Origin of the sequence: Labilibaculum sp. DW002 (assembly GCF_029029525.1) — a bacterium.
Taxonomy (GTDB): Bacteria; Bacteroidota; Bacteroidia; order Bacteroidales; family Marinifilaceae; genus Paralabilibaculum; species Paralabilibaculum antarcticum.
Genome location: NZ_JAKJSC010000006.1, coordinates 171725 through 192495, shown reverse-complemented (window position 1 = coordinate 192495; position 20771 = coordinate 171725). Strand labels below are relative to the sequence as shown.

The following is a 20771-nucleotide window of genomic DNA, read 5'->3' as shown; positions in this document are numbered from 1 at the left end:
TAGTATTGACCAATAAGACCAAATAGTATGAAAAATTTTGAAATAGTATCGCAAGAAGAATTACAAAACATTAAAGGTGGTGAGAACGAAATGAATGACGTGTCTATGTGTGAAGACATACTTGTTTAAAACAAAAAGAATCGTTCTTCAATTATTTTGATAAAGTCAGTAGTCTTTTTTATATTTACTGAGCCCATGCATGAATTTGAAGAAATATCCACGCAAGAAATGAACCTCCTAACTGGTGGTGAAAATGAAATGAATGACGTGTCGATTTGTGACGATTGTCTTGTCTAAATAAATCCCATACCAATTTCCTATAAAAAATTATACTAATAAAATTAGTTCACTTTGTTTTTAGTAGTGTGAAAACAGAATACTAATTAAACTCTATTATTAAGACCAAATTCATTTGCATGGAGAAACGTCCTACATATAAAGAACTGGAAAAACTGCTTCAAGAGGAAAAAGCAAAAACTGCAAAAGCAGAAGAGCTTAAAAATTCCTTTTTAGCAAACATGTCACATGAGATTCGTACGCCGATGAATGCAATTATTGGTGCTTCAGAATTATTGCGAGACGATTCCCTTTCTAAAGATGATAGAAATGAATTTACTCATATTTTAAATGCTAGTAGTAAAGAACTATTAGATCTTTTCAATAGAATACTAGAACTTTCCCAATTAGAAAGTGGAGCAATGGAATTCCAAGAATCAGAAATCACCATTCACACTTTATTCATAAAACTGTATTCTATTTTTGGACAAAATATTAGTGAGTCACAAAAAAGGCTCATTCTTAATTTTACAGAAGATATTCAAGAGATCAAAATCTTTTCTGATCTTGAAAAACTAACAAATGTATTATCTTATCTTCTAGAAAATGCTGTTAAGTTCACCGAAAAAGGTGAGATTGATTTTGGTTGTGCAATACAGGATAGAAACAACATTCTTTTCTACGTAAAAGATACTGGTCCTGGAATTAGCAAAGCAGAACAAGAAAAAATATTTAATAAATTCACTCAGGTGGATAACTCTTACACTCGAGTATACTCTGGAGCTGGTTTAGGCTTGAGTTTGTGTAAAGAGAATGTGAAATTTTTAGGTGGAAAACTATTTATTGATTCACATCCAGGACAAGGTTCTATCTTTTATTTTACAATACCATTAAAATATTCGGAAGCAAACGTTGTACTCAAAGAAAAAATAGAAGCAATTTTAAAACGAAATATAAACGATATATATTCTTTATCTACTATTAAAAAGAATATTGCTATTTAGGTAAATTACTAGGTTAATATAAAAGGAGCTTGCTGGTCACAAGCTCCTTTTTCTATTTTGTTTTGAATGAGATTTCTTTCAAGTTGAGCAAAAGATCTAAAACAATACTAATAATTAAGAAATTGAATTTTTGATCCGAACCTATCATAAAACTTAAGCAGGCAACTATCATCAAAAAAATATTAGCCAAGCGAAAAATTTCCAGAATTTTTAAAGATTTTACACGAGCATAATCCAAAGTTGTAAATCGATAAACGATATTTAAAACTAGTCCTGAGCACAAAACAAACAGACCATAAGTTTCATTTTGTAAAATAAATAAAGCTCCAACAATAATTAATACTGTTGCTATGGTATAGAGTGCTGATAATATTTTAGTCATAGTAATCTTAAAAAAGTAATTCTGGGTCGTTAAAACTGGATTTCCCAAATGTGAATAAGCCAATGCTGTAACTTCACGCCCTCGGGGAGTTCGTTTTATAAATCCTTCTTTGATTAAAAATGGCTCATAAACTTCCTCAATGGTTCCCGCATCTTCACTTACTGCAGTTGCAATGGTAGTAATTCCAACTGGGCCTCCTTTAAATTTATCGATGATTGTGTTTAGAATTCTATTATCCATTTCGTCTAAGCCATGCTTATCGATATTTAGAGCTTCCAGGGCATATTGAGTAATTTCTATATCGATAGATCCATTCCCTTTCACCTGAGCAAAATCACGAACTCGACGAAGCAATGCATTTACAATACGCGGTGTTCCTCTACTTCTTGAAGCAATTTCACCAGCTGCTTCATGCGTAATTTTAACATCAAGAATTTTTGCCGATCGTTTTACAATTTGAGTCAATATAGATAAGTCGTAATATTCTAAATGTGAATTGATTCCAAACCTTGCACGAAGTGGTGAAGTTAATAAACCAGAACGAGTCGTCGCACCAATCAATGTAAATGGATTTAACTCCAATTGAATTGAACGTGCTGCAGGCCCCTTATCAATCACAATATCTATTCTGAAGTCTTCCATAGCAGAATACAAATATTCTTCGACTATGGGGCTTAAACGGTGTATCTCGTCAATGAAAAGAACATCGTTCTCATCCAGATTGGTTAAAAGTCCGGCAAGATCTCCTGGCTTATCTAAAACAGGACCCGAAGTTATTTTAATTCCCACCCCCAATTCGTTGGCAAGAATATTCGATAAAGTTGTTTTTCCAAGTCCCGGAGGTCCGTGTAACAAAACGTGATCTAAAGCTTCTTCACGCATCTTGGCAGCCTTCACAAAAATATCCAGATTTTCAACAATCTTTTGCTGTCCACTAAAATCTTCAAATTCAAGAGGTCTTAGCTTCTTCTCATATTCTTTTTCGTTGTCTGAAAAATTATTGTCTCTGATATCAAGGTGATCTTCCATTCGAAGCATTTTTTTTTTTACTACCAATAATTCATTCTGGTAATTTGAATAAAAGCAAACAGAAATAGGATGATTTTTTGAATAGTCTGAAAATCCAGTTCTGAAAATTAAAGCTGCAAATTTATTTAAAGATCTAGACTTTTTAGCACTTTAAACAAACTTTCAATTTCGAAAGGTTTCGTAATATGAGCATTCATTCCATTTTTAAGACATTTTTCTTCATTAGCAATCATGATATCTGCTGTTAAAGCAATGATCGGAATCTGCTCCTCTGATTCTAATTTTCTAATTTCTTTTGTGGCTTCTAATCCATCCATTTCTGGCATCATGATATCCATCAAAATAAAATCGTATTTTCCATTCTTAAATTTCTCTATTGCTTCAAAACCATTATTTGCAACATCAATTAAATATCCATATCGTTTCAACGTAAATTTAACGACAGTTTGATTTAGCTTGTTATCTTCAACGAGTAAAATGGAATAGTTTTTTGTCTCCCAGCTCATACTTTCTTTTGTGGATTTTTCAATGGAATGCAAGATAGGAAAATCATAGCAAAGATTAATTAATCAAGTGAACTTATCGTCAGATCTAAAAACAAACTTCAATTCATATTTGAACTACTATTAACACCCTTTATATTATTATTTTTTTTTTTAAATTTTCTAAAAAATAAGATGATTATAATATCCTGTTAATAGTGTTGGTAAGAGATCTGTTGTTTTATTGTTTTTTTCTTAAAATTTAGTCTAATAACACGAAGTTAACAGGCATTGTTAATTTAGGCCTATTGAAACACAATTAAATAACAACGATATTAACATGTTGTTAATAAGTGTAGCTGTTAATGAAAAATGTTATTATTGATATTAACATACTGTTGAAAACCTGTTGAGATATTGGATTCTAGAATTGAAAAATAAAGTTGGTGCGAGTATGTTTTTTTTCTATACAGACAAGAAATCATATGTTCCAAGGAAAAGATTAGAATATTTAGTAAGGAAAAATCAACAGTATGTTAACGGAATGTGAATAACATTGTTTATAAAGTGTAAATGATCGTGTAAGGTCCAGATTTACTGTATTTTTGAAGATTAAGTTAATGTGAATATCAGGAAAACTTCAGTGAGTAATTTTTTTTTGAATCTACTAAGTTATTTTACGTAGTTTTGTGGTCTTAAACAATGAATATTTTAATGTGAAAAATGTAGAATTAAGGCAAGAACAACATTGTTCTTATTTACCTGATTCTGATAATTAAATTAGAAATGAATAAAATTAAAGTAGCTATTGCTTCGGATCATGCAGGTTTTCAATTTAAGAATAAACTGGGTGAATTATTAAAAGAAAGAGGATATGAAATAATGGATTTTGGATGCGATTCGGAAGACAGTATGGATTATCCTGATACGGCACATCCTTTAGCTGAAGCTGTAGCTGCCGGTAAATTTAAATACGGATTTACGCTTTGCGGAAGTGGAAATGGTATTACAATGACTGCTAATAAACATCAAGAAATTCGTGCAGCTTTGTGTTGGAATGCTGAAATTGCTGAATTGGCAAGATTGCATAATGATGCAAATGTATGTGGAATACCTGCTCGTTTTATTTCTTTCGAAGAAGTTGAAAAAATAGCAAGCATATTTTTATCTACTGATTTTGAGGGTGGTAGACATCAGAACAGAGTAGATAAAATTGCGGTTAAATAACTTCTTTTTTGTTTTGATAAACAGAATCTAAATAAGGATTAAAAGAATTAAAGATGCTTTATTAGGGGTAAATATTATTATATTTGTCCTGATTGTTAGATGAATGTGGAGTAAAATAGAAAGAATAAGAATGTTATCGAATACTTGTAAATACGCAATCCGATCGGTTATCTATTTGGCTTTAAATGCTCAGGATGGTAAGAAGATCGGTATTAAAAAGATATCTGAAGATTTAGAAATTCCTACTCCATTTTTGGGTAAGATTCTTCAAAGCTTAGCCAGACAAAAACTCCTTAGCTCAACTAAAGGACCACATGGTGGTTTTGGTTTGGGTAAGGATCCTATGGAAATTAGCTTGATGAATATCGTTGAGATTGTAGATGGACTTGATATGTTTGAGAATTGTTTAATTGGTATGCGTCCTTGCAAAACCGATACCAACAACCAAGATCCATGTCCGGTACACGGTCAGTTTGGTGGTATTCGCCAGCAACTTTACGATTTGTTTAACGACAGAACAGTAGGGAAATTAATTACTGAAATTGAAGGTACTGAAGAATATATCAGTTTATAAAATCTTCTTAAGAAAAGAATAATTACAAAAGGGCTTACGATTCAAAAGTAAGTCCTTTTGTTTTTTTATCCAAGGATATAATAGGATTGCTAACAAACCTCCTATAACATCAGCTAACAAATCCAAAAAGTCTCCACTCCTATTTGTAAAAAAGTTTTGCTGTAGGTATTCAATAAAGCCTCCATAAATTGCGATTAAACCAAGTGCGATACCAACTCTGATTGGTTTCTTAAATTTAGTTTGATATCGTATCTCAGCAATTAAAAAGATCCCCATTATAAAGAACATTCCAAAATGAACAAGCTTATCGAAATGAGGAATGCTTACCATTGAAGTTTTTGGCAGATCATCTCCAGGAATAGAACAAAGAATAAATATGATGATAGCCCAAAGAATATTGCGCCAAAACAGTTTTGATTTCATTTGTGAAAATTTGATGACAACCAAAGGTAATAAGCATTTTTAATATTGTTTAATTATCACCTAAATTTTAAATGAGTGGTCTTTTATTTTGATCAGTAATAGAGTTTTTCGTAAATTATTAGTTGAACAAATATTGTTAAACTAATTTAGATGATATATGAGGAATTCTACTGCTGAAATGATGCATATTTTAAGTAATGAAAAAATAAAAACTTGGTTCGATCTAGGTTTATTTATTGATCGATTTAAGGAGAATAAACATACACCAGTAGTTGAGTTCAATCAATCATTTACTAGCTTTAAATCTAATCTTAATACAAAAGGAATAGCCTTTATTACTTTTTATTTTTCAATTGATGGGGTTAGTATTGAAATAGAAAAGTATGCTAAAGCTTTTCGTAATAACATAGCCAAAAATCTTCCTGTACATTATATTTCAGGGAAGTTTTATCCAGAGTCAGATAAACTGATAGATTCAAAAACAAAAACATTTACTATCGAGGAAATACAAGGTTTCGATGATTGGACTTTGTATAAAGATTTCTTTTTTACAAAATTAGAAAGAGGAAGTAAGAAGTATAATGAACTGATTATTAAGTTTTGGTCCCAAACATTATTAATTTGTGAAAAGTTAGGAAAATACATTGAGGAGAATGACATTGGAATGTTATATCTAATCAATGCCTGTTCTAATCCTGGGAACGTTTCTCTGGCCTTGGCAAATGTTTTGGTTTCGGAATTTATGGGTATTCCTGTAATTAATAACAATCATGATTTTTATTGGGAAGGTGGTAATTCCGAAATAGATAAAGAAGTAAAGGGATTAAAAAAAGGACCACGTGATTTCTTTTTTATGAATTCACATTTAGGAGAGGTTTTTTCAATAATAGAAGTATTGTATCCATGGGAATCTCGTTCGTGGATGAATGTAAATATCAATAGGAAGCAAAGTGAACATCTAATATATAAGAATGGACACAACCCAGCTAATGTTACTGAAATTGGAACAGCTGTAGAAATAAGAGATTATTCAAATATTAATAAACGCAGCAGAATAAACTCCATGTATCAGATGGAAAAAATGCTGAGTAGATATAATGAGGATGCATTAATTAGCTATTCCGTTAAAGATGTATTGGATTATAAATTGGTCAATCGGAAAAATCCAGAACCAATTTATATAGGGTACAAGACGAAAGCAATGCATAAATTTCTTTCGGAAAATATCATTTTTTTGCAACCAACACGAGTTGTTTCTAGAAAGCGAATTGAAATAAATTTCGAATTAATTAGGAAAATGTTCGAAGTGAAAAGTCTGCAAACTAAGGTTCGTGAGTCGGATGATTTAAAGATTACCATTTTAGTAACAGGACCTATTCCTTCAGGACAATATCCTTACTACGTGAAATTAGTACAACGTTTTGAAGCCTTATTAGAATCAATAGATATTGAATTTAGGAAAAGAATATACCTCGGATTCTTGTTTAGTGAAATGGATAAAAAGCGCTTTAAAGACCATTTTGAAAATCCGATTGGAATTCCAGAATTGTATAGTATTTCATCTTTGGTTCTTTTGCCATCGAAAACAGAAGGAAGAGGCTTGCCTATTATTGAATCGGCCGCAGCAGGTATTCCAATTTTCTGCAGAAGGTATCAACCAGAAAATGTTTATTCAGAAGTAATAGGTGAACATTTACCAGAAAATGAACGCTTACGGGTAATTGAATTTGAAGGTCAGAAAATTAATGATTCTCATGTTCAAGAGGTGATTGAGAAAGTGTTTTTTCCGCATCTTCATCATAAGCATGTTAGACACAATAAGGATGTTTTAGCAAAGCGCTATAGTTTTAGCTCCCTCGATTTGAGTATTAATATCATTTTGGAAAAGCTACATTATCAATTAAAGTCGAATACGGAAAATTTAACTAGTGTGGAAGTTTTATTTGATGATTTTACTGAAAAACTGAACTTCAAAAATGCGGATACCGAAGCTTTACTGAATACAAAAAATAGGCATTATTTACCTGGTTATGGACGATTGGGTTTAATGCTTTATTTGAAATCTTTGATAGATCCAAGTGCATTTCGAAAAGAGGAGCAAGAAATAAAAGGGTTTATTTTTTACTTTGCGCGAAAGCAAATTTTAGAACATCCGAAAAGAGATAGCTTAAGTGAAGAAATCGTTCATGACTTTTATAATGCAGTAGATAATTTGTTTTTGATTCGTAAAAATGAATTGGATATTAGGCATGATCATTCCTTTACTTATCGTCATAGGAACAAGAATCATTATGCATTTCACGATTTAACACATCAGGAATTGTCTGGTATGGTTAACGTTTTACAATCGGAAATTTTAACAGAGAAGGTTGGTCGTAAAGTGAATGGTGCATCTCGTTTCTTTTTAGATAGAAACTTGGCTTTATCGCAATTAACCTCATGTTCTGAAATAGCCATTGACGATCGAAAATTTTTATTTGAAAAATTAAAAGAGAATGTTCCGATGGCATATTTTCCAGGTAAATATGTGAAGTATGAATTGGAGTATTTTGTGCTGAATTCAATTAAAAATAGATTTGGAATTGATATGCACGAACCAATTACTTTAGAAGTAATTGAAAATAAAAAAATTGCAAATATTTATGTTTTTGCTCCTAAAACAGCCCTTACCAATTGGACAACTAAAAGAGATATTAAGAATTTTATTGAGAGTGGATTTGATGAAGAATTGAAATTACTCTATGATCATGATATTCTTCAAGTAATTACAAATGAGTCTTTAACATTAGGGATTCATATTCCACAAATGGGAGAGAAAGCAATAGCTGTTTTACGAGAAGTAATGGAACAAGGTGGATATCTGATTTCCAATAGAAGGAATGCCACTTTTATGACCGATATTTTGAATATTGATCGTTTTCACATTGGTATGGTAACAACAGATTTGGCAGCCAATATAATGGGAATTCCGAATGGAACAGGATACATTCAGTATGTGCCAGCTGGGGTAAGAACTACCTTGGCCTACCCAACTCCAATTCAAACATCGAAAGATTTTTCAGACTTATTGCATTCACAGCTTTTTAAATCACTTTGTGAAAAGCATGGAGAAGATAAAGTTTTTGAAACAATAAAAGAAGATGCACTTACAAGTGGGTCGCCACTAAAATTGGTTTTGAATAAGCTTTCCTCAAATGAAAAGGAGAATAAGGAAGTCAATTATTCTTTTGTTACTGGAATTTATGAAGATGGTAATCCATGGAATGGGGTTATGGCTAAGGCAAATTTAGATTCTAAAGATTGGGAATTTGCAGCCATTAGTTCCCCAAAAACAAAAACGGTAGTTGATTTTGTGAAGGATTTTGAATTGGAAAATCAAGCAGAAGCAAAAATTGCTTGGAACGGTGGATATATCTTAAATCCAGAGTTGGTTGGTAAGCTAGGATTACCAGAATCGTATATTGGATCACCGCTTGGCTTATTGATATCTGATGGTGAATTGTTGAGTGCTCCCTTATTTAATAAGCCAGCTTTGTTGATTACAAAAGATGGTCAGATCGATCTGCAAAGAGTAAATTGTAAATCTGGATTGAAAGTAACAATTGAAGGAATTGAATACGAGTTTTCGAGTGAAAACTACAACAATTGGGACGAGGAAAATTGTTGCTATTTTGATTTAATGTATGGTGAAGAAACAATTCCCGCTGCAAATTGTATTTTGATTCGTTTGGCTGGAAGTACCGTTAAAGAAGTAATAAAAGATCAAGAATCAATTTGTCAAATACCAGTTGGTTTGACTCTGTCAATACCCAAAAGCATTCTAAAAAAGAAGCTACCAGAAGTTGATACCAAACTAAAAATCCATGTAAACGGATTGGAGCATGTACTTCATGCTGTTGAAGCAGGACCAATGTTATTAGAGAATGGTGAGCAATGTATTGATATGGAAATGGAAGGTTGGAAAACAAGTAATTCGATAAAAACACAAGCCGCTCGTTTGGATTTTACGGATATGCGTGGACCTAAGATTGCCGTAGGAATTGATGCAAAAGGGGATTTGAGTGTTTTAACTATTAATGGTAGAATTCGCGAATCAGTAGGAGCTAGACATCATGATATGGCAGATATCCTATTGCAAAATGGCATGCAGAAAGCAATGGGATTTGATCCAGGAGGAAGTTCAACCTTAGTCGTAAATGGGGAAACACTTAATATTTCACCTTACAATTCTCAGTACGAACGAAATATTTACTCTTTACCGCCTGAACCAAGAGCAGTTTCGAATGCAATTATAGGCTATAAAAAAAAGGGATCTAAATGATCCCTTTTACTTAATTATATAATTTCATTTATTAGTACTTTTTCAAACTTCCAAGGAAAGAAATGTCACTGGTAATTTTAGGTTCTCCTTTGTATTTTACCGATCCAATGCCCGAAATATTTACTCTAAGATCATCTTTTACACAAACTTTTCCGCTGCCAACTCCACTTATATCGATACTCCCTTTTTTGGCTACCAAATCGTATGCACTAACACTTCCAGCACCCGAAATATCGATAGAAACTTCTTCACACTTACCTGCTAATTTAATGGTAGATGCACCGCTGTTATCAATCGATAATCGATTCGCAGTAAGTTGTAATTCTGCTGTAGAAGCACCATTAATTTCTATATCGAGTTCATCAAAACGAAGCATTTGATCACTTTTTAAAGAAATAGCACCGTTGGCTTTTAATCCGCTAAGGTGTTTAAAGCCGATATACAATTTCATTTCTTTCGATTTGTAGATGCTTTTCTCGGTTGAGATGTAAAGAACATCACCTTTTACTTTGGTTTTAATGATGTCTAATAAATTTTCATCTGCAACTACCTTAAGGCTGTAATCATCATCTTGTGAAAGGTAAATTGTAAAAGCTCCATTTACTTTAATGGTTTCAAAACTGCTTACTTCTCTCTCTTCAGATTGTACATTTCCATTTCCTTTTATCCCATCTGCCTGTGCAGGTAGCACGAATAAGAAGCTGATGAATACAAGTAATAATGTTGAACTTATTTTTCGAATTAATTTCATATCAGTCACTTTTAATTACACTTTAAGCTTAGGTTGTTTAAAGAAAAGACGATTAAAGAAGGAAACTGTTGCACCTTTAATCAAATTTGTCTTAAAGTGTGAATAGTAAAAGATAGAAAGAATTTATTTATTTTTCTTTCTGGAAGGAAAATAAACGAAATGAATTTACCTTGCAGAAAAATAGATAGATATGTCGGGAGTATATTTTCACATTCCATTTTGCAAGCAACTTTGCCACTACTGTGCTTTTCACAAGAGTATCTCTTTACAGGCAAAAGAAGAGATGTTGGAGTGTTTTAAAAAGGAATTAAAATACAGAAAAGATTATTTGGGTGAGGAATCGGTTGCTACTATTTACTTTGGTGGCGGAACACCTTCTATTTATCAGCCACATGAAATTGAATCTTTGATTGATGAAGTGGCCAAATACTTTACTATTGACTCGGATGCTGAAATTACCTTAGAAGCTAATCCAGATGATTTAAGCGAAACTTATTTAAGAGCTTTGCAAAATACTCCTGTAAACCGACTTAGTGTTGGAATTCAGTCTTTTCATGATGAAGATTTGATTTTGATGAATCGAAGGCATACTGGAAAAGAGGCGTTTGAGGCTATTCGCAGGGCTCAGGAGTTTGGCTTTGATAATATCTCTGTTGACCAGATTTACGGGGTTCCAGGCTTAAGTATGGAGAAATGGATAGAGAATTTAGACTTGGTTTTTGAATTGGATATTCAACACATCTCTTCTTATCATTTAATGTTCGATCCGAACACCATTTTCACCAAAAAATTGGAAAAAGGACAATTGGTAGAGTTGGATGAAGAACAGAGTTTTGAACAATTTAAATACTTGATAGACAAAGCACGAGAAAATGGATTTCATCATTATGAGATTTCTAATTTTTCTAAAGAAGGATTTATTTCAAAACACAATTCAAGTTATTGGAAACAAGAGAAATACTTGGGAATTGGACCATCGGCGCATTCTTTTAATTTAAAGGAGAGAGAGTGGAATATTGCCCATAATTACAAGTATATAAAAGCAATTAAAGAGGAAGCTGAATTTTCAGAGAAGGAACATTTGAGTTTTTACGATCGTTTTAATGATTTTGTCTTAACTTCTTTACGTACTTATTGGGGAATGGATTTGGAAACTGTTCGCAAAGACTTTGGCGATCAATTGTATAATCATTGCCTTGCGAAGGCTGAAAAATACATAATATCTAATCATGTTCGACAAGATGGGAACTCGCTTATTCTTTGCGATGAAGGGGTTTTTATATCAAATGATATAATGTCTGAATTTTTTTGGGTGGAGGATGAGTAATAGATCAAAAATTTGATCGTTAATAGATTAGAAACTCTTAGATATTTAGTGGAATGAAATCAATATATACTTTTTTACTATTCTTTTTTGTGTTAGGTATAGCTAGTACTTATTCGCAAACTGATACCATTCAAGTGATAGGTCCGAAGCAATTCAACCAGATCTTACAACTGAATAAAAATGCTGTACTTATTGATGTGAGTTGTAGAAAAGACTTTAAAATGAGGCATATTAAAGGAGCTCACTTGGCGCAAACTTCCAAAGATTTGTTTCATTTGATAGATACCCATGGAAAGTCAAAAATTTACCTTTTGTATTGTAAAGAAGGTTATCGCAGTATAGATGCTGGTAAAATGATTTATGAGAAATATAAAATAAAGGTCTGCTCTCTGGATGGAGGATTGGATGCATGGTTACAAAGTGGATTAGGATTGGAATAAGGGTACACCAAAAATATAAAAACAAAAGGCAGACCTTCCAAAGATCTGCCTTTCTTATTTTTACTTATATTTTGATTACAAATCAGCTTCGATCCATGACCATCCTGAAATATCTACCTTAGCAGCATCTTTGCCACTATTTAAAGTGTATTTTTTAGTTTCTCCTGCAAGTAATGTTGCATCAGCCTTAGCACCGGAAATTTGTACATTAGCTAAAGCGCCTGCATCTTTCATATCAAGATCAACATCGTAACCTACAAGGTGTAAACCTGTGATTGTAGCACCTGATTCTTTTTTAAATTGCAAAGCTGTTCCTCCAACGGTAGAAATGGCTGTTACATTTACAAAATTAGGATTGTTGTTTATTTTATCTCCTTCGAAAGCAGTAGAAAATCCAGCGATTGTGTGAGAAATGTAAGTGTCAGTCACTGTACCATTCCAACCTTCAGTCCAGTCTACAGAATCATCTTCGTTGTTTTCCAAGTAAAGATTGCTTACCGAAACAGTGCCACCAAAGAATTCTACACCATCATCAGAACCATTAATTACGGCTACATTTTTGATTGTTGTACCTGAACCTACAGCGTAAAGAGAAACACCATTGTATTGTGATTCTGAGTTAATTTGAGCACCAGTTCCTTTGATAACTAAATACTGAATTGATCCTGAATTGTCATCATCTGTTGTTCCACCATAGATAAATCCGCCAACCTCAGCTTCAGAGTTTGCTCCGGCAGTAGTTGTAGCTTTTCCACAAATGGTTAACCCACCCCAGTCACCTGGCTGACCTTGGTCAGATGAGATAACAACAGGATTATCTGAAGTTCCATTAATATTGATTGTTCCGCCCATTAATACAGCAATATAAACTTCTGTACCTCCGGCATCGGCATGAATTTTAGTTCCTGCCGGTATTGTTAAAGAAGCACCATCTTGTACAATGTAAGAGCTAGTTAAACGGTAAGCTTTCGAAGCATCCAAAGTAACATCGCTTGTTACATTACCCGATAATTCTTCAACTTGTGCAACTTTAACATCTACCCAAGTCCAACTTGATGGATCTACCGTCGCGTCGGTATTGTAACTATTTGCAACTTCTGCTGCAGCGCCTTCAATAATTACGTTTGCTAAAGGACCATTATCCTTCATATCGATACTTTTAGCATATCCACTTAAAGATAAACCTGTAATTGTAGCACCAGATTCTTTTTTGAATTGTAAAGCAGTTCCTCCAGTTGTTGAAACAGCTGTTAGGTTTATAATTTTTGGATTGTTATTTACTTTATCACCTTCAACAACAGTTGAGAAATCTTCAATTGTATGCTCGACATATGCATTGGTAATTGTTCCGCTCCATCCTTCGGTCCAGTCGATAGCGTCATCTTCGTTATTTTGTAAGAACAAGTTCGTTACAGAAACAGTTCCACCGAAAAATTCAACACCATCATCAGCACCATTAATTACAGCTACATTTTCAACTGTGGTTCCAGAACCTACTGCGTAAAAAGAAACACCATTGTATTGCGATTCAGAGTTAATCTGAGCTCCAGTACCTGTAATTACCAAGTTTTTTATTGAACCTGAATTATCAGCATCATCGGAACCACCATATATAAACCCACCTACTTCAGCTTCTGAATTGGCACCAGCAGTAGTTGTAGCTTTACCACAAATGGTTAATCCACCCCAGTCACCTGCATTACTATTCGCCGAAGTCATAACAACAGGGCTTGATGTAGTACCGTTAATGTTGATTTTTCCGCCCATTAATACTGCAATATAAACATCAGTACCACCATTATCAGCAATAATTTCAGTTCCTGCAGGAATTGTAAGTGTTAAGCCTTCAGGAACAATAAATGAACCTGTAAGTTCGTATTGCATACTTGCATTAAGCGTAAAATTTTCGCTTAGTTTACCTTTCATTTTACCAGTTTGCAACAATTCAATTACCTCTTCTACAGGAGTAGGAACTGGATCATCATCATCATCCGAACAACTTGATAAAAAAGGCATTGCTAAGATTGCCAGACCTAAGATTTTAACCGTTAATTTTTTCATTTTGATTACAATTTTGAAGTATAAAAAGTTATTTAGTTTGTTTAATTCAAATTGATTTTAAGTCCTAAACTGAGGCTGATCCCTTTTTTGTAAGACTTAATTATTTGGTTTGAAGTCTCTCCGTTTGTTGGTTGAATCTCTTGAGTTTGTTCTATTTTTGGATTCAATAAATTTTTTCCGGAAAGTTTAATAGAGAATCGATCTGATAATTGTTTGCTGATTACCATATCAAGTGTTACAAATCCCTTTTCAATAATTTCATTATTGAAAAATGTGTCGCTATAGGTTTTATCTTCAGGTGCACCCAAGGCAAATATTTTATCTGACGAATAGTTAGCTGTAATTGCTCCCTGAAATTCGTTTTCTTTGTTATTTGAGAAACTCACAGTACCATTGAAGATAAAATCTGAAGCTCCTTGCAGATCGGTTTCTGTTTTATTATTGTATTGGAAATCTTCAAGAAGATCCTGTTTGAACCACATTTTGCTTGCGTTTAACACCACATTTAACTCTGGCATTTCCGAATTTTCAGGCTTTATTAAAGCAAACCTTGTCTCTAATTCAATACCATAAACATCAGCTTTATCTCCAGTGTTTTCGTAAATAAAGTTTCCCGACGAACCTCTTGTAAGGGCAAGATTAATTGGATCATTAATCATTTTGTAGAATGCCGATGCTGAGAATAATTGTTTAGCAGTTGGAAACATTTCCCACTTTACATCTAAATTGTAATTCTCAGAGTTTTTAAGATCAGGATTACCTTTTGTTACACGACCAGTTGGTGATACGTATTCGAATGGAGCTAATTCCTTAAACTCAGGAAGCGTAATTGTTTTGCTAACAGCTAGTCGGAGTGCAGTTTTATCGCTTAACTGATATTTTAAATTTAAGGCTGGTAAAATATTATCGTATTTGTTTGAAAGATTACCAATTCTTCCTACAAAATTGGCCACATCCCAATCAATTTCAAGCTCATCTTTTTCGTAACGAACTCCTATATTTCCTGAAAAATTATTCAATTGAAAATCAGCATTTACATATCCGGAATAAACATTTAAATTGGCATTGTAGAAATCTGGTTTTCTTTCGCGAACAATTAATGTGTTGTTATTGTATAAGCTTGTATTGAGCAAGGCTTCATTTAAATTATCAATTGAAGCTACCTGAACTCCCTTAGCTCTAACTCCAATAAATAATGAATTAAAATCCCTATCCTTCATTCTGAAGTTTCCACCAAAGTTTAGTTTCAATTTTTTATCGTCTTGATCAATGAATTTTAGCTCATCTTTTAAATAGCCATTAATTTCAGAATCTTCGATATTTTGCTGTGATTTTCTTTGTTGAAAATCTCCAACGTGAGCAAATTGAACAGTATTCTCGTCAAGAATATTTACCTCGTTTCGAATGCGGTTAGGTTCATCTGCTGTTACCTTATTGTAAGCCACAGCCCAATCCACTTTGTTTTTTTTACCGATCTTATGCGATCCCAATAATTGACTTATTAATAAATCAGTCTCTTTCAAATTTTGGTCTCTAACAAAAGCACCATCTTCTTGTGGATCTTGATCGAATACATAACCTTCACCATTTCTTCCTTGTTCGTATAATTCATCTGAAGTTTTATGAACCCAAACGGTATTTAGACTAATGCTGTTTTTTGGGTTAAAATCGTAGGTTAGATTTACTAGACCAGTTGTGTTGATTTTTGTTTTATATGTTTCGGCATCAGTAAATGAATTATCTAATACATTCGAACGATATTTTTTAAATACACCATCCGAGTAGGCCGATTCTGATTCGTGAGAAAGAGTTGCAAAAACAGATAAATCGTTTTGGAACAGTTTGAATTTTTTTCCAGCAATTATTGAAAAATCATATCCTAAAGGAAATTTTCTTGTTTTACTATTCCAGGATTGATTGCTAACAGCATTTGCCGTGTTGTATTTTTTGTTTGCAAAGCCTAAAGTTTGATCGTGGTAGTTTCTAGTCGTTTTCAAATTATCGAAAACACCACTTTTTATTACATTGCTATTTGCCTTTGTACTTAGGCTAATACTTAGCTTGTCGCTATATGTTTTTGATGCAATATCAATATTACCTGAAGTTAAATCTCCATAATTCTCAACAGAATAGGTTTTTTTAATGCTAACATTTTTAATAAGCTCTGTCGAAAATAGATTCAGATCGATATTTTTCTTTTCAACATCATCAGATGGTATTGGTAAGCCATTCATCGTAGTTGATAGGTAACGATCACCCAATCCTCTTACGTAGACGTTGCCCGAACTTTCATTTTTGGTAACTCCAGAAATTTTTGAAGCTGCAGTTGCTGCATTGGAAACTCCTTGGCTTGCTAATTCTTGTGCGCCAATGGATTGTTTAATTCCAATTGATTTTTTCTGATCTATTAATAGAACCACTTCTGATTCTCTGTTGGCTTTTGCTATAACTTTAACATCTGCCAAAGCAACAGTTGATTCTCCCATTATAAAGTCAACAGAAACAGAATTTCCCTCGTTTACCGTAATGTCTTCCTTTAATGATGTTTCGTAAGATATAAATGAACACTTAACAGTTACACTTCCCGTTGGCACGTTTAGTAAGGTATAATTACCATCAAAATCGGTAACTGTACCTATGGTAGTACCATCAATGTAAACTGATGCTCCTATTAAGGTTTCTCCGGTTTTTCCGTCTTTTACATTTCCTCTTACGCTTCCCTTTTGCGCAAACACAACAATCGAAGAAATTGTTAATACTAAAACTAGGAATACTTGTTTAATCATTTTCAATAAATAAGTCAATACGTTTTTTTCTTTCTTTTACACTGCGATGTTAGGGAAGAAATATGATCAGAATGATAAGGGTGTTTTAAGTAAAAATTACCAATACACTCCTCCTGTGTTAAGGAAAGGTTAGATGATGACTCGTATGTAAATAAAACCTAAATAGAAAGTTAACTTAAGAAACTATCATGCCTATTCAATGATTTCATAATGAGTATTTAAGGGTTTTGTTTGTTTCGATTTCATTACAATGATATTGCATTAATTTTACAAGTTTTTTGGAGTCGATTTTTTAAATAATGAAGATTTTTTAGAAAAAAATGAATTGAGATTAAAAGAAAATTGATTCTTTAATTTTCTGATACAACTTTCTATTTTTGTGTCTTAAATATTAAGATTTTGTTAAAATTCAAAGTCCTGAATAACAATAAGATTAACGAAAAGTTAACATGGATTTTGATTTTTATCTTACTTTTATTTAAATATTTGCTAAACAAATAGAAGGTGTGCTTTTCAACTATAAATTGAGTTCTATAAGTAGTTAAACAGCTTGTAAATTGAAGAATTGAGAATGAAAACCCAATAAGAATTTTTAAAATGAAATTGATTTCATCAAATAGAGTTAATATTTACCTGAGCATATTTGTAATAGCACTTATCGTATTGCAATACTGTTTTATTGCTTTTTTGCCCTATAATGTGTGGTATTTATTTTTGTTTGCTGCAATTGTTGGTGCTTCAGTTTATGCAATGAGTAAATATCTGGTAAATCGTTTTTTGTATTCTAAAATAAGGATGCTTTACAAAACAATTCATGATACACAGGTCATCGATAAAGAATTGTCGAATAAAGTTCAAAATACAGATGCACTTGAAAAAGTAGAAAAAGAGGTACAAGAATGGAGTGAAACACGAGGTTCACTGGTTTCTCAATTAAAGAAACAAGAAAAATATCGAAAAGAGTTTATTGGAAATGTTTCTCACGAATTAAAAACTCCTATCTTCAATATACAAGGATACATTCTTACTTTATTAGATGGTGGTTTAGAAGATAAATCGATTAACCGTGCATACTTGGAACGAACAGAGAAGAGTATTAATCGAATGATTACGATTGTAAAAGATTTAGAAGTGATTTCTAAATTGGAATCAGGAGAACTTAAATTAATTTTCGAACGCTTTAATATTATCGATTTAATAAATGAGGTACTCGAAATGCAGGAAATGCGTGCGAAAAAGCAAGGTGTTAAGTTGATTTTTTCTCAAGAGGATAGCAATTCGATTTTTGTTTATGCTGATAAAAAAGAAATTTTCCAGGTACTAAATAACCTAATCGTTAACTCCATTAAGTATGGCAAAGACAAAGGAACAACCCATATCGAGGTAATGAGCATGGATAAAAACATATTGATTGAAGTTCGAGATAATGGTATTGGAATTGAAGCCGATAATTTACCCAGAATTTTTGAACGATTTTATCGTGTTGATAAAAGTAGATCAAGAAATATGGGCGGCTCTGGATTGGGACTTGCCATCGTTAAGCATATTATTGATGGGCACAATCAAAACATTAATGTAAGTAGTAATTACGGTGAAGGATCTAGTTTTACATTTACATTAAACAAATCGAAATAAAAATACTAAATAACCAATAGTAAGATGGAAAGTAATAATTACAAAATTTTATTGGTAGACGATGAACCGGATATTCTTGAATTTTTAAGTTACAATCTTAAGAAAGAAGGATTTCAAGTATCAACAGCAGGAAATGGTAAAGAAGCGATTGAAAAAGCCAAAAAGTTTCATCCTCATTTAATTATTTTGGATGTAATGATGCCAGAAATGGATGGCATCGAAACTTGCGAAAAAATAAGATCACTTCCTGATTTTACAGATGTTTTGATTTCTTTTTTAACAGCGAGAGGTGAAGATTATTCGCAGATTGCTGGATTTGATGCTGGAGCAGACGATTATATCAATAAGCCAATCAAGCCAAAGGTATTTTTGAGTCGCGTAAAAGCACTTTTAAAAAGAACTGGTCGCATATCAAGTGATGATTCAAATCCATCTACTAGTATCATAACAATTGGCAACATTTCAATTGATAGAGAACGTTATTTGATCATTCAAAATGGAAGGGAATTTTCATTACCAAGGAAAGAATTTGAGTTGTTAATTTTACTTGTTTCTCGTCCGGAAAAAGTATTTACTCGCGATGAAATTTACGCTGCTATTTGGGGCGAAAAAATTATTGTAGGTGATAGAACCATTGATGTTCATATCCGAAAACTACGAGAAAAAATTGGCGATCGCTTTATCCAAACTGTAAAAGGTGTTGGATACAAATTTGTAGATGTAGATTAGGCATAAGCCAATGTTGCAATACTAACCTGTGCTCCTTCTGCTTTTAATATTGCATGAGCACAGGATTCAAGTGTTGAACCTGTTGTAACCACATCATCAACCAATAAAATATGTTTGTTTTCCAATAAAGTTGGATCCATAAGTTCAAAGATACTCTCCACATTCTGCCAGCGCTCTAGTTTGTTTTTCTTCGTTTGCGAATCGGTATGAACCAAGCGAATCAAATTAGCTGTTTGAACAGGTTTTTGCATTGATTTACTTAGGCCTATTGCTACCAAATTAGCTTGATTATATCCTCTTATTTTTTCCTTTTTAGGATGAAGTGGTACAGGTATAATCAAATCAATATCTTTAAAAAATTCTGAATTTTTCAAACTTTCTCCAAAATGCCTTCCCAGTGCAATTCCAATTTCTTGCTTGTTATGGTATTTTAATTTGTGAATCAGATTTTGAAATTGGCTCCCTTTGCTAAAGGTATAATAGGATGCTGCATACTTAATTTTAACTCTTCCCCAGAACAATATGGAAACAGGGTTGTTTTTTTCCAAATGAAAATCGGTTTTTGGCAAATGGAACAAACACCTGGTACAAATACACACCTCACTTTTAAACAGGTAATTACTGCACGATTCACATAAACGTGGATAAAATAAATTTATGAATGCGCTGAACCATGTTGAAATAGAATGTTTTTTACTCATGGTGTTCGATTTGTAATATTTCCTCAATAAAAAGTTAACGCTAAATTAAAAGTTTGATAAGTTTCTTCTAATTCAAATCAGTTCAAACTGATCTATTTTTGTTGGTGTAATAGAATGATAGTTGGTTTGACGAATCATTATATCACTAAAAGTAATAAAATTAAGTTAATTATTAAGGAGAAAAAAGGCATTCAGTTATTGCTAATACGAACTCCCAGTATTAAAATTGAAAATACTAAAAACATGAAAAAATTTGTATTCCTTTTTGCAGTACTACTTGTTTTAGGTCTTGAAAGTAAGGCAATTAAAGTAGTAACACCTGAGGGTGACAAAGAAATGGAAACTGCTGAAATGGCAGCAATTAACACCACAAGTTTATCTGGAGTTGTTTTGGATACTGAAACAGGTGAAACTCTTGCTGGAGTTGCAATTCGTTTCGAGGGTTCTAATGAAACAGTTTATACTGATTTCGATGGAAATTTTAAAATTAGCAATGTAGTTCCAGGTAATTACAATGTATTATCGAACTATATTTCTTATACCGATAATAAGCTGAAAAATGTAAATGTAAGCGGAGTAAACAATGTAATCCGTTTGGTACTAAAAAAGGACTAATTAAGCGT

At 32.6% G+C, this 20771-nt stretch carries 17 protein-coding genes; 10 read left to right on the top strand and 7 right to left on the bottom strand.

Annotated elements, in window-relative coordinates:
- Positions 1-27: 27 nt before the first annotated feature.
- Both L3049_RS21690 and L3049_RS18280 read left to right on the top strand, forming a co-directional pair.
- Positions 28-129: a bacteriocin gene (locus tag L3049_RS21690; RefSeq protein ID WP_425440824.1), complete on the top strand. Its 102-nt coding sequence runs from the start codon at positions 28-30 to the stop codon at positions 127-129.
- 287 nt (positions 130-416) lie between these two features.
- Entirely contained in the window at positions 417-1280 is an 864-nt protein-coding gene (locus L3049_RS18280; RefSeq protein ID WP_275111269.1) for a sensor histidine kinase, read from the top strand.
- A gap of 52 nt (positions 1281-1332) precedes the next feature.
- Here the strand turns inward: L3049_RS18280 and ruvB are convergent, their stop codons facing one another.
- Both ruvB and L3049_RS18270 read right to left on the bottom strand, forming a co-directional pair.
- Entirely contained in the window at positions 1333-2691 is a 1359-nt protein-coding gene (ruvB, locus tag L3049_RS18275; RefSeq protein ID WP_275111268.1) for a Holliday junction branch migration DNA helicase RuvB, read from the bottom strand.
- A gap of 125 nt (positions 2692-2816) precedes the next feature.
- The gene (locus L3049_RS18270) at positions 2817-3197 is read right to left on the bottom strand and encodes a response regulator (protein ID WP_275111267.1); all 381 of its coding nucleotides are present in this window, start codon (positions 3195-3197) and stop codon (positions 2817-2819) included.
- A 762-nt stretch (positions 3198-3959) separates the two neighbouring features.
- Here L3049_RS18270 and rpiB point away from each other — a divergent pair.
- Positions 3960-4400, top strand: a complete 441-nt coding sequence (gene rpiB, locus L3049_RS18265) for a ribose 5-phosphate isomerase B (protein WP_275111266.1) — start codon at positions 3960-3962, stop codon at positions 4398-4400.
- 130 nt (positions 4401-4530) lie between these two features.
- Positions 4531-4974 carry an RrF2 family transcriptional regulator gene (locus tag L3049_RS18260; protein WP_275111265.1) on the top strand — a complete coding sequence of 148 codons (444 nt, stop codon included), beginning with the start codon at positions 4531-4533 and terminating at the stop codon, positions 4972-4974.
- Here the strand turns inward: L3049_RS18260 and L3049_RS18255 are convergent.
- The gene (locus L3049_RS18255; protein ID WP_275111264.1) at positions 4969-5397 is read right to left on the bottom strand and encodes a VanZ family protein; all 429 of its coding nucleotides are present in this window, start codon (positions 5395-5397) and stop codon (positions 4969-4971) included. The genes L3049_RS18260 and L3049_RS18255 overlap by 6 nt on opposite strands.
- 157 nt (positions 5398-5554) lie before the next feature.
- Between L3049_RS18255 and L3049_RS18250 the strand changes: the two genes are divergently transcribed.
- Positions 5555-9718: a phosphodiester glycosidase family protein gene (locus L3049_RS18250; RefSeq protein ID WP_275111263.1), complete on the top strand. Its 4164-nt coding sequence runs from the start codon at positions 5555-5557 to the stop codon at positions 9716-9718.
- A gap of 31 nt (positions 9719-9749) precedes the next feature.
- Here L3049_RS18250 and L3049_RS18245 read toward each other — a convergent pair whose 3' ends face one another.
- Complete coding sequence (locus L3049_RS18245) at positions 9750-10469, bottom strand: head GIN domain-containing protein (protein WP_275111262.1); 720 nt, start codon at positions 10467-10469, stop codon at positions 9750-9752.
- Positions 10470-10659: 190 nt separating this feature from the next.
- Between L3049_RS18245 and hemW the strand changes: the two genes are divergently transcribed.
- Both hemW and L3049_RS18235 read left to right on the top strand, forming a co-directional pair.
- A complete protein-coding gene (gene hemW / locus L3049_RS18240; RefSeq protein WP_275111261.1) occupies positions 10660-11796 on the top strand; it encodes a radical SAM family heme chaperone HemW in 1137 nt (378 codons plus the stop codon).
- Positions 11797-11849: 53 nt separating this feature from the next.
- Positions 11850-12236, top strand: coding sequence for a rhodanese-like domain-containing protein (locus L3049_RS18235; protein WP_275111260.1), 387 nt, complete (start codon positions 11850-11852; stop codon positions 12234-12236).
- Between the two features lie 75 nt (positions 12237-12311).
- Here L3049_RS18235 and L3049_RS18230 read toward each other — a convergent pair whose 3' ends face one another.
- Both L3049_RS18230 and L3049_RS18225 read right to left on the bottom strand, forming a co-directional pair.
- Positions 12312-14297: an autotransporter outer membrane beta-barrel domain-containing protein gene (locus L3049_RS18230; protein WP_275111259.1), complete on the bottom strand. Its 1986-nt coding sequence runs from the start codon at positions 14295-14297 to the stop codon at positions 12312-12314.
- 41 nt (positions 14298-14338) lie between these two features.
- Entirely contained in the window at positions 14339-17083 is a 2745-nt protein-coding gene (locus tag L3049_RS18225; RefSeq protein WP_275111258.1) for a TonB-dependent receptor, read from the bottom strand.
- Between the two features lie 597 nt (positions 17084-17680).
- Here L3049_RS18225 and L3049_RS18220 point away from each other — a divergent pair.
- Both L3049_RS18220 and L3049_RS18215 read left to right on the top strand, forming a co-directional pair.
- On the top strand, positions 17681-18718 hold the full coding sequence (locus tag L3049_RS18220; protein ID WP_275111257.1) for a sensor histidine kinase: 1038 nt from the start codon (positions 17681-17683) through the stop codon (positions 18716-18718).
- 24 nt (positions 18719-18742) lie between these two features.
- Entirely contained in the window at positions 18743-19447 is a 705-nt protein-coding gene (locus L3049_RS18215) for a response regulator transcription factor (RefSeq protein WP_275111256.1), read from the top strand.
- Here the strand turns inward: L3049_RS18215 and L3049_RS18210 are convergent.
- The gene (locus tag L3049_RS18210; protein WP_275111255.1) at positions 19444-19995 is read right to left on the bottom strand and encodes a ComF family protein; all 552 of its coding nucleotides are present in this window, start codon (positions 19993-19995) and stop codon (positions 19444-19446) included. The two genes, L3049_RS18215 and L3049_RS18210, sit on opposite strands and share 4 nt — an antisense overlap.
- A 396-nt stretch (positions 19996-20391) precedes the next feature.
- On the opposite strand from L3049_RS18210, the gene L3049_RS18205 reads away from it, so the two are divergent.
- Positions 20392-20763: a carboxypeptidase-like regulatory domain-containing protein gene (locus L3049_RS18205; RefSeq protein WP_275111254.1), complete on the top strand. Its 372-nt coding sequence runs from the start codon at positions 20392-20394 to the stop codon at positions 20761-20763.
- Positions 20764-20771 lie beyond the last annotated feature (8 nt).

Bases quoted from the DNA above. Each gene is read 5' to 3' on its own strand.
- L3049_RS21690 (WP_425440824.1), top strand. From the start codon at position 28: ATGAAAAATTTTGAAATAGTATCGCAAGAAGAATTACAAAACATTAAA.
- L3049_RS18280 (WP_275111269.1), top strand. From the start codon at position 417: ATGGAGAAACGTCCTACATATAAAGAACTGGAAAAACTGCTTCAAGAG.
- ruvB (WP_275111268.1), bottom strand. From the start codon at position 2,691: ATGGAAGATCACCTTGATATCAGAGACAATAATTTTTCAGACAACGAA.
- L3049_RS18270 (WP_275111267.1), bottom strand. From the start codon at position 3,197: ATGAGCTGGGAGACAAAAAACTATTCCATTTTACTCGTTGAAGATAAC.
- rpiB (WP_275111266.1), top strand. From the start codon at position 3,960: ATGAATAAAATTAAAGTAGCTATTGCTTCGGATCATGCAGGTTTTCAA.
- L3049_RS18260 (WP_275111265.1), top strand. From the start codon at position 4,531: ATGTTATCGAATACTTGTAAATACGCAATCCGATCGGTTATCTATTTG.
- L3049_RS18255 (WP_275111264.1), bottom strand. From the start codon at position 5,397: ATGAAATCAAAACTGTTTTGGCGCAATATTCTTTGGGCTATCATCATA.
- L3049_RS18250 (WP_275111263.1), top strand. From the start codon at position 5,555: ATGAGGAATTCTACTGCTGAAATGATGCATATTTTAAGTAATGAAAAA.
- L3049_RS18245 (WP_275111262.1), bottom strand. From the start codon at position 10,469: ATGAAATTAATTCGAAAAATAAGTTCAACATTATTACTTGTATTCATC.
- hemW (WP_275111261.1), top strand. From the start codon at position 10,660: ATGTCGGGAGTATATTTTCACATTCCATTTTGCAAGCAACTTTGCCAC.
- L3049_RS18235 (WP_275111260.1), top strand. From the start codon at position 11,850: ATGAAATCAATATATACTTTTTTACTATTCTTTTTTGTGTTAGGTATA.
- L3049_RS18230 (WP_275111259.1), bottom strand. From the start codon at position 14,297: ATGAAAAAATTAACGGTTAAAATCTTAGGTCTGGCAATCTTAGCAATG.
- L3049_RS18225 (WP_275111258.1), bottom strand. From the start codon at position 17,083: ATGATTAAACAAGTATTCCTAGTTTTAGTATTAACAATTTCTTCGATT.
- L3049_RS18220 (WP_275111257.1), top strand. From the start codon at position 17,681: ATGAAATTGATTTCATCAAATAGAGTTAATATTTACCTGAGCATATTT.
- L3049_RS18215 (WP_275111256.1), top strand. From the start codon at position 18,743: ATGGAAAGTAATAATTACAAAATTTTATTGGTAGACGATGAACCGGAT.
- L3049_RS18205 (WP_275111254.1), top strand. From the start codon at position 20,392: ATGAAAAAATTTGTATTCCTTTTTGCAGTACTACTTGTTTTAGGTCTT.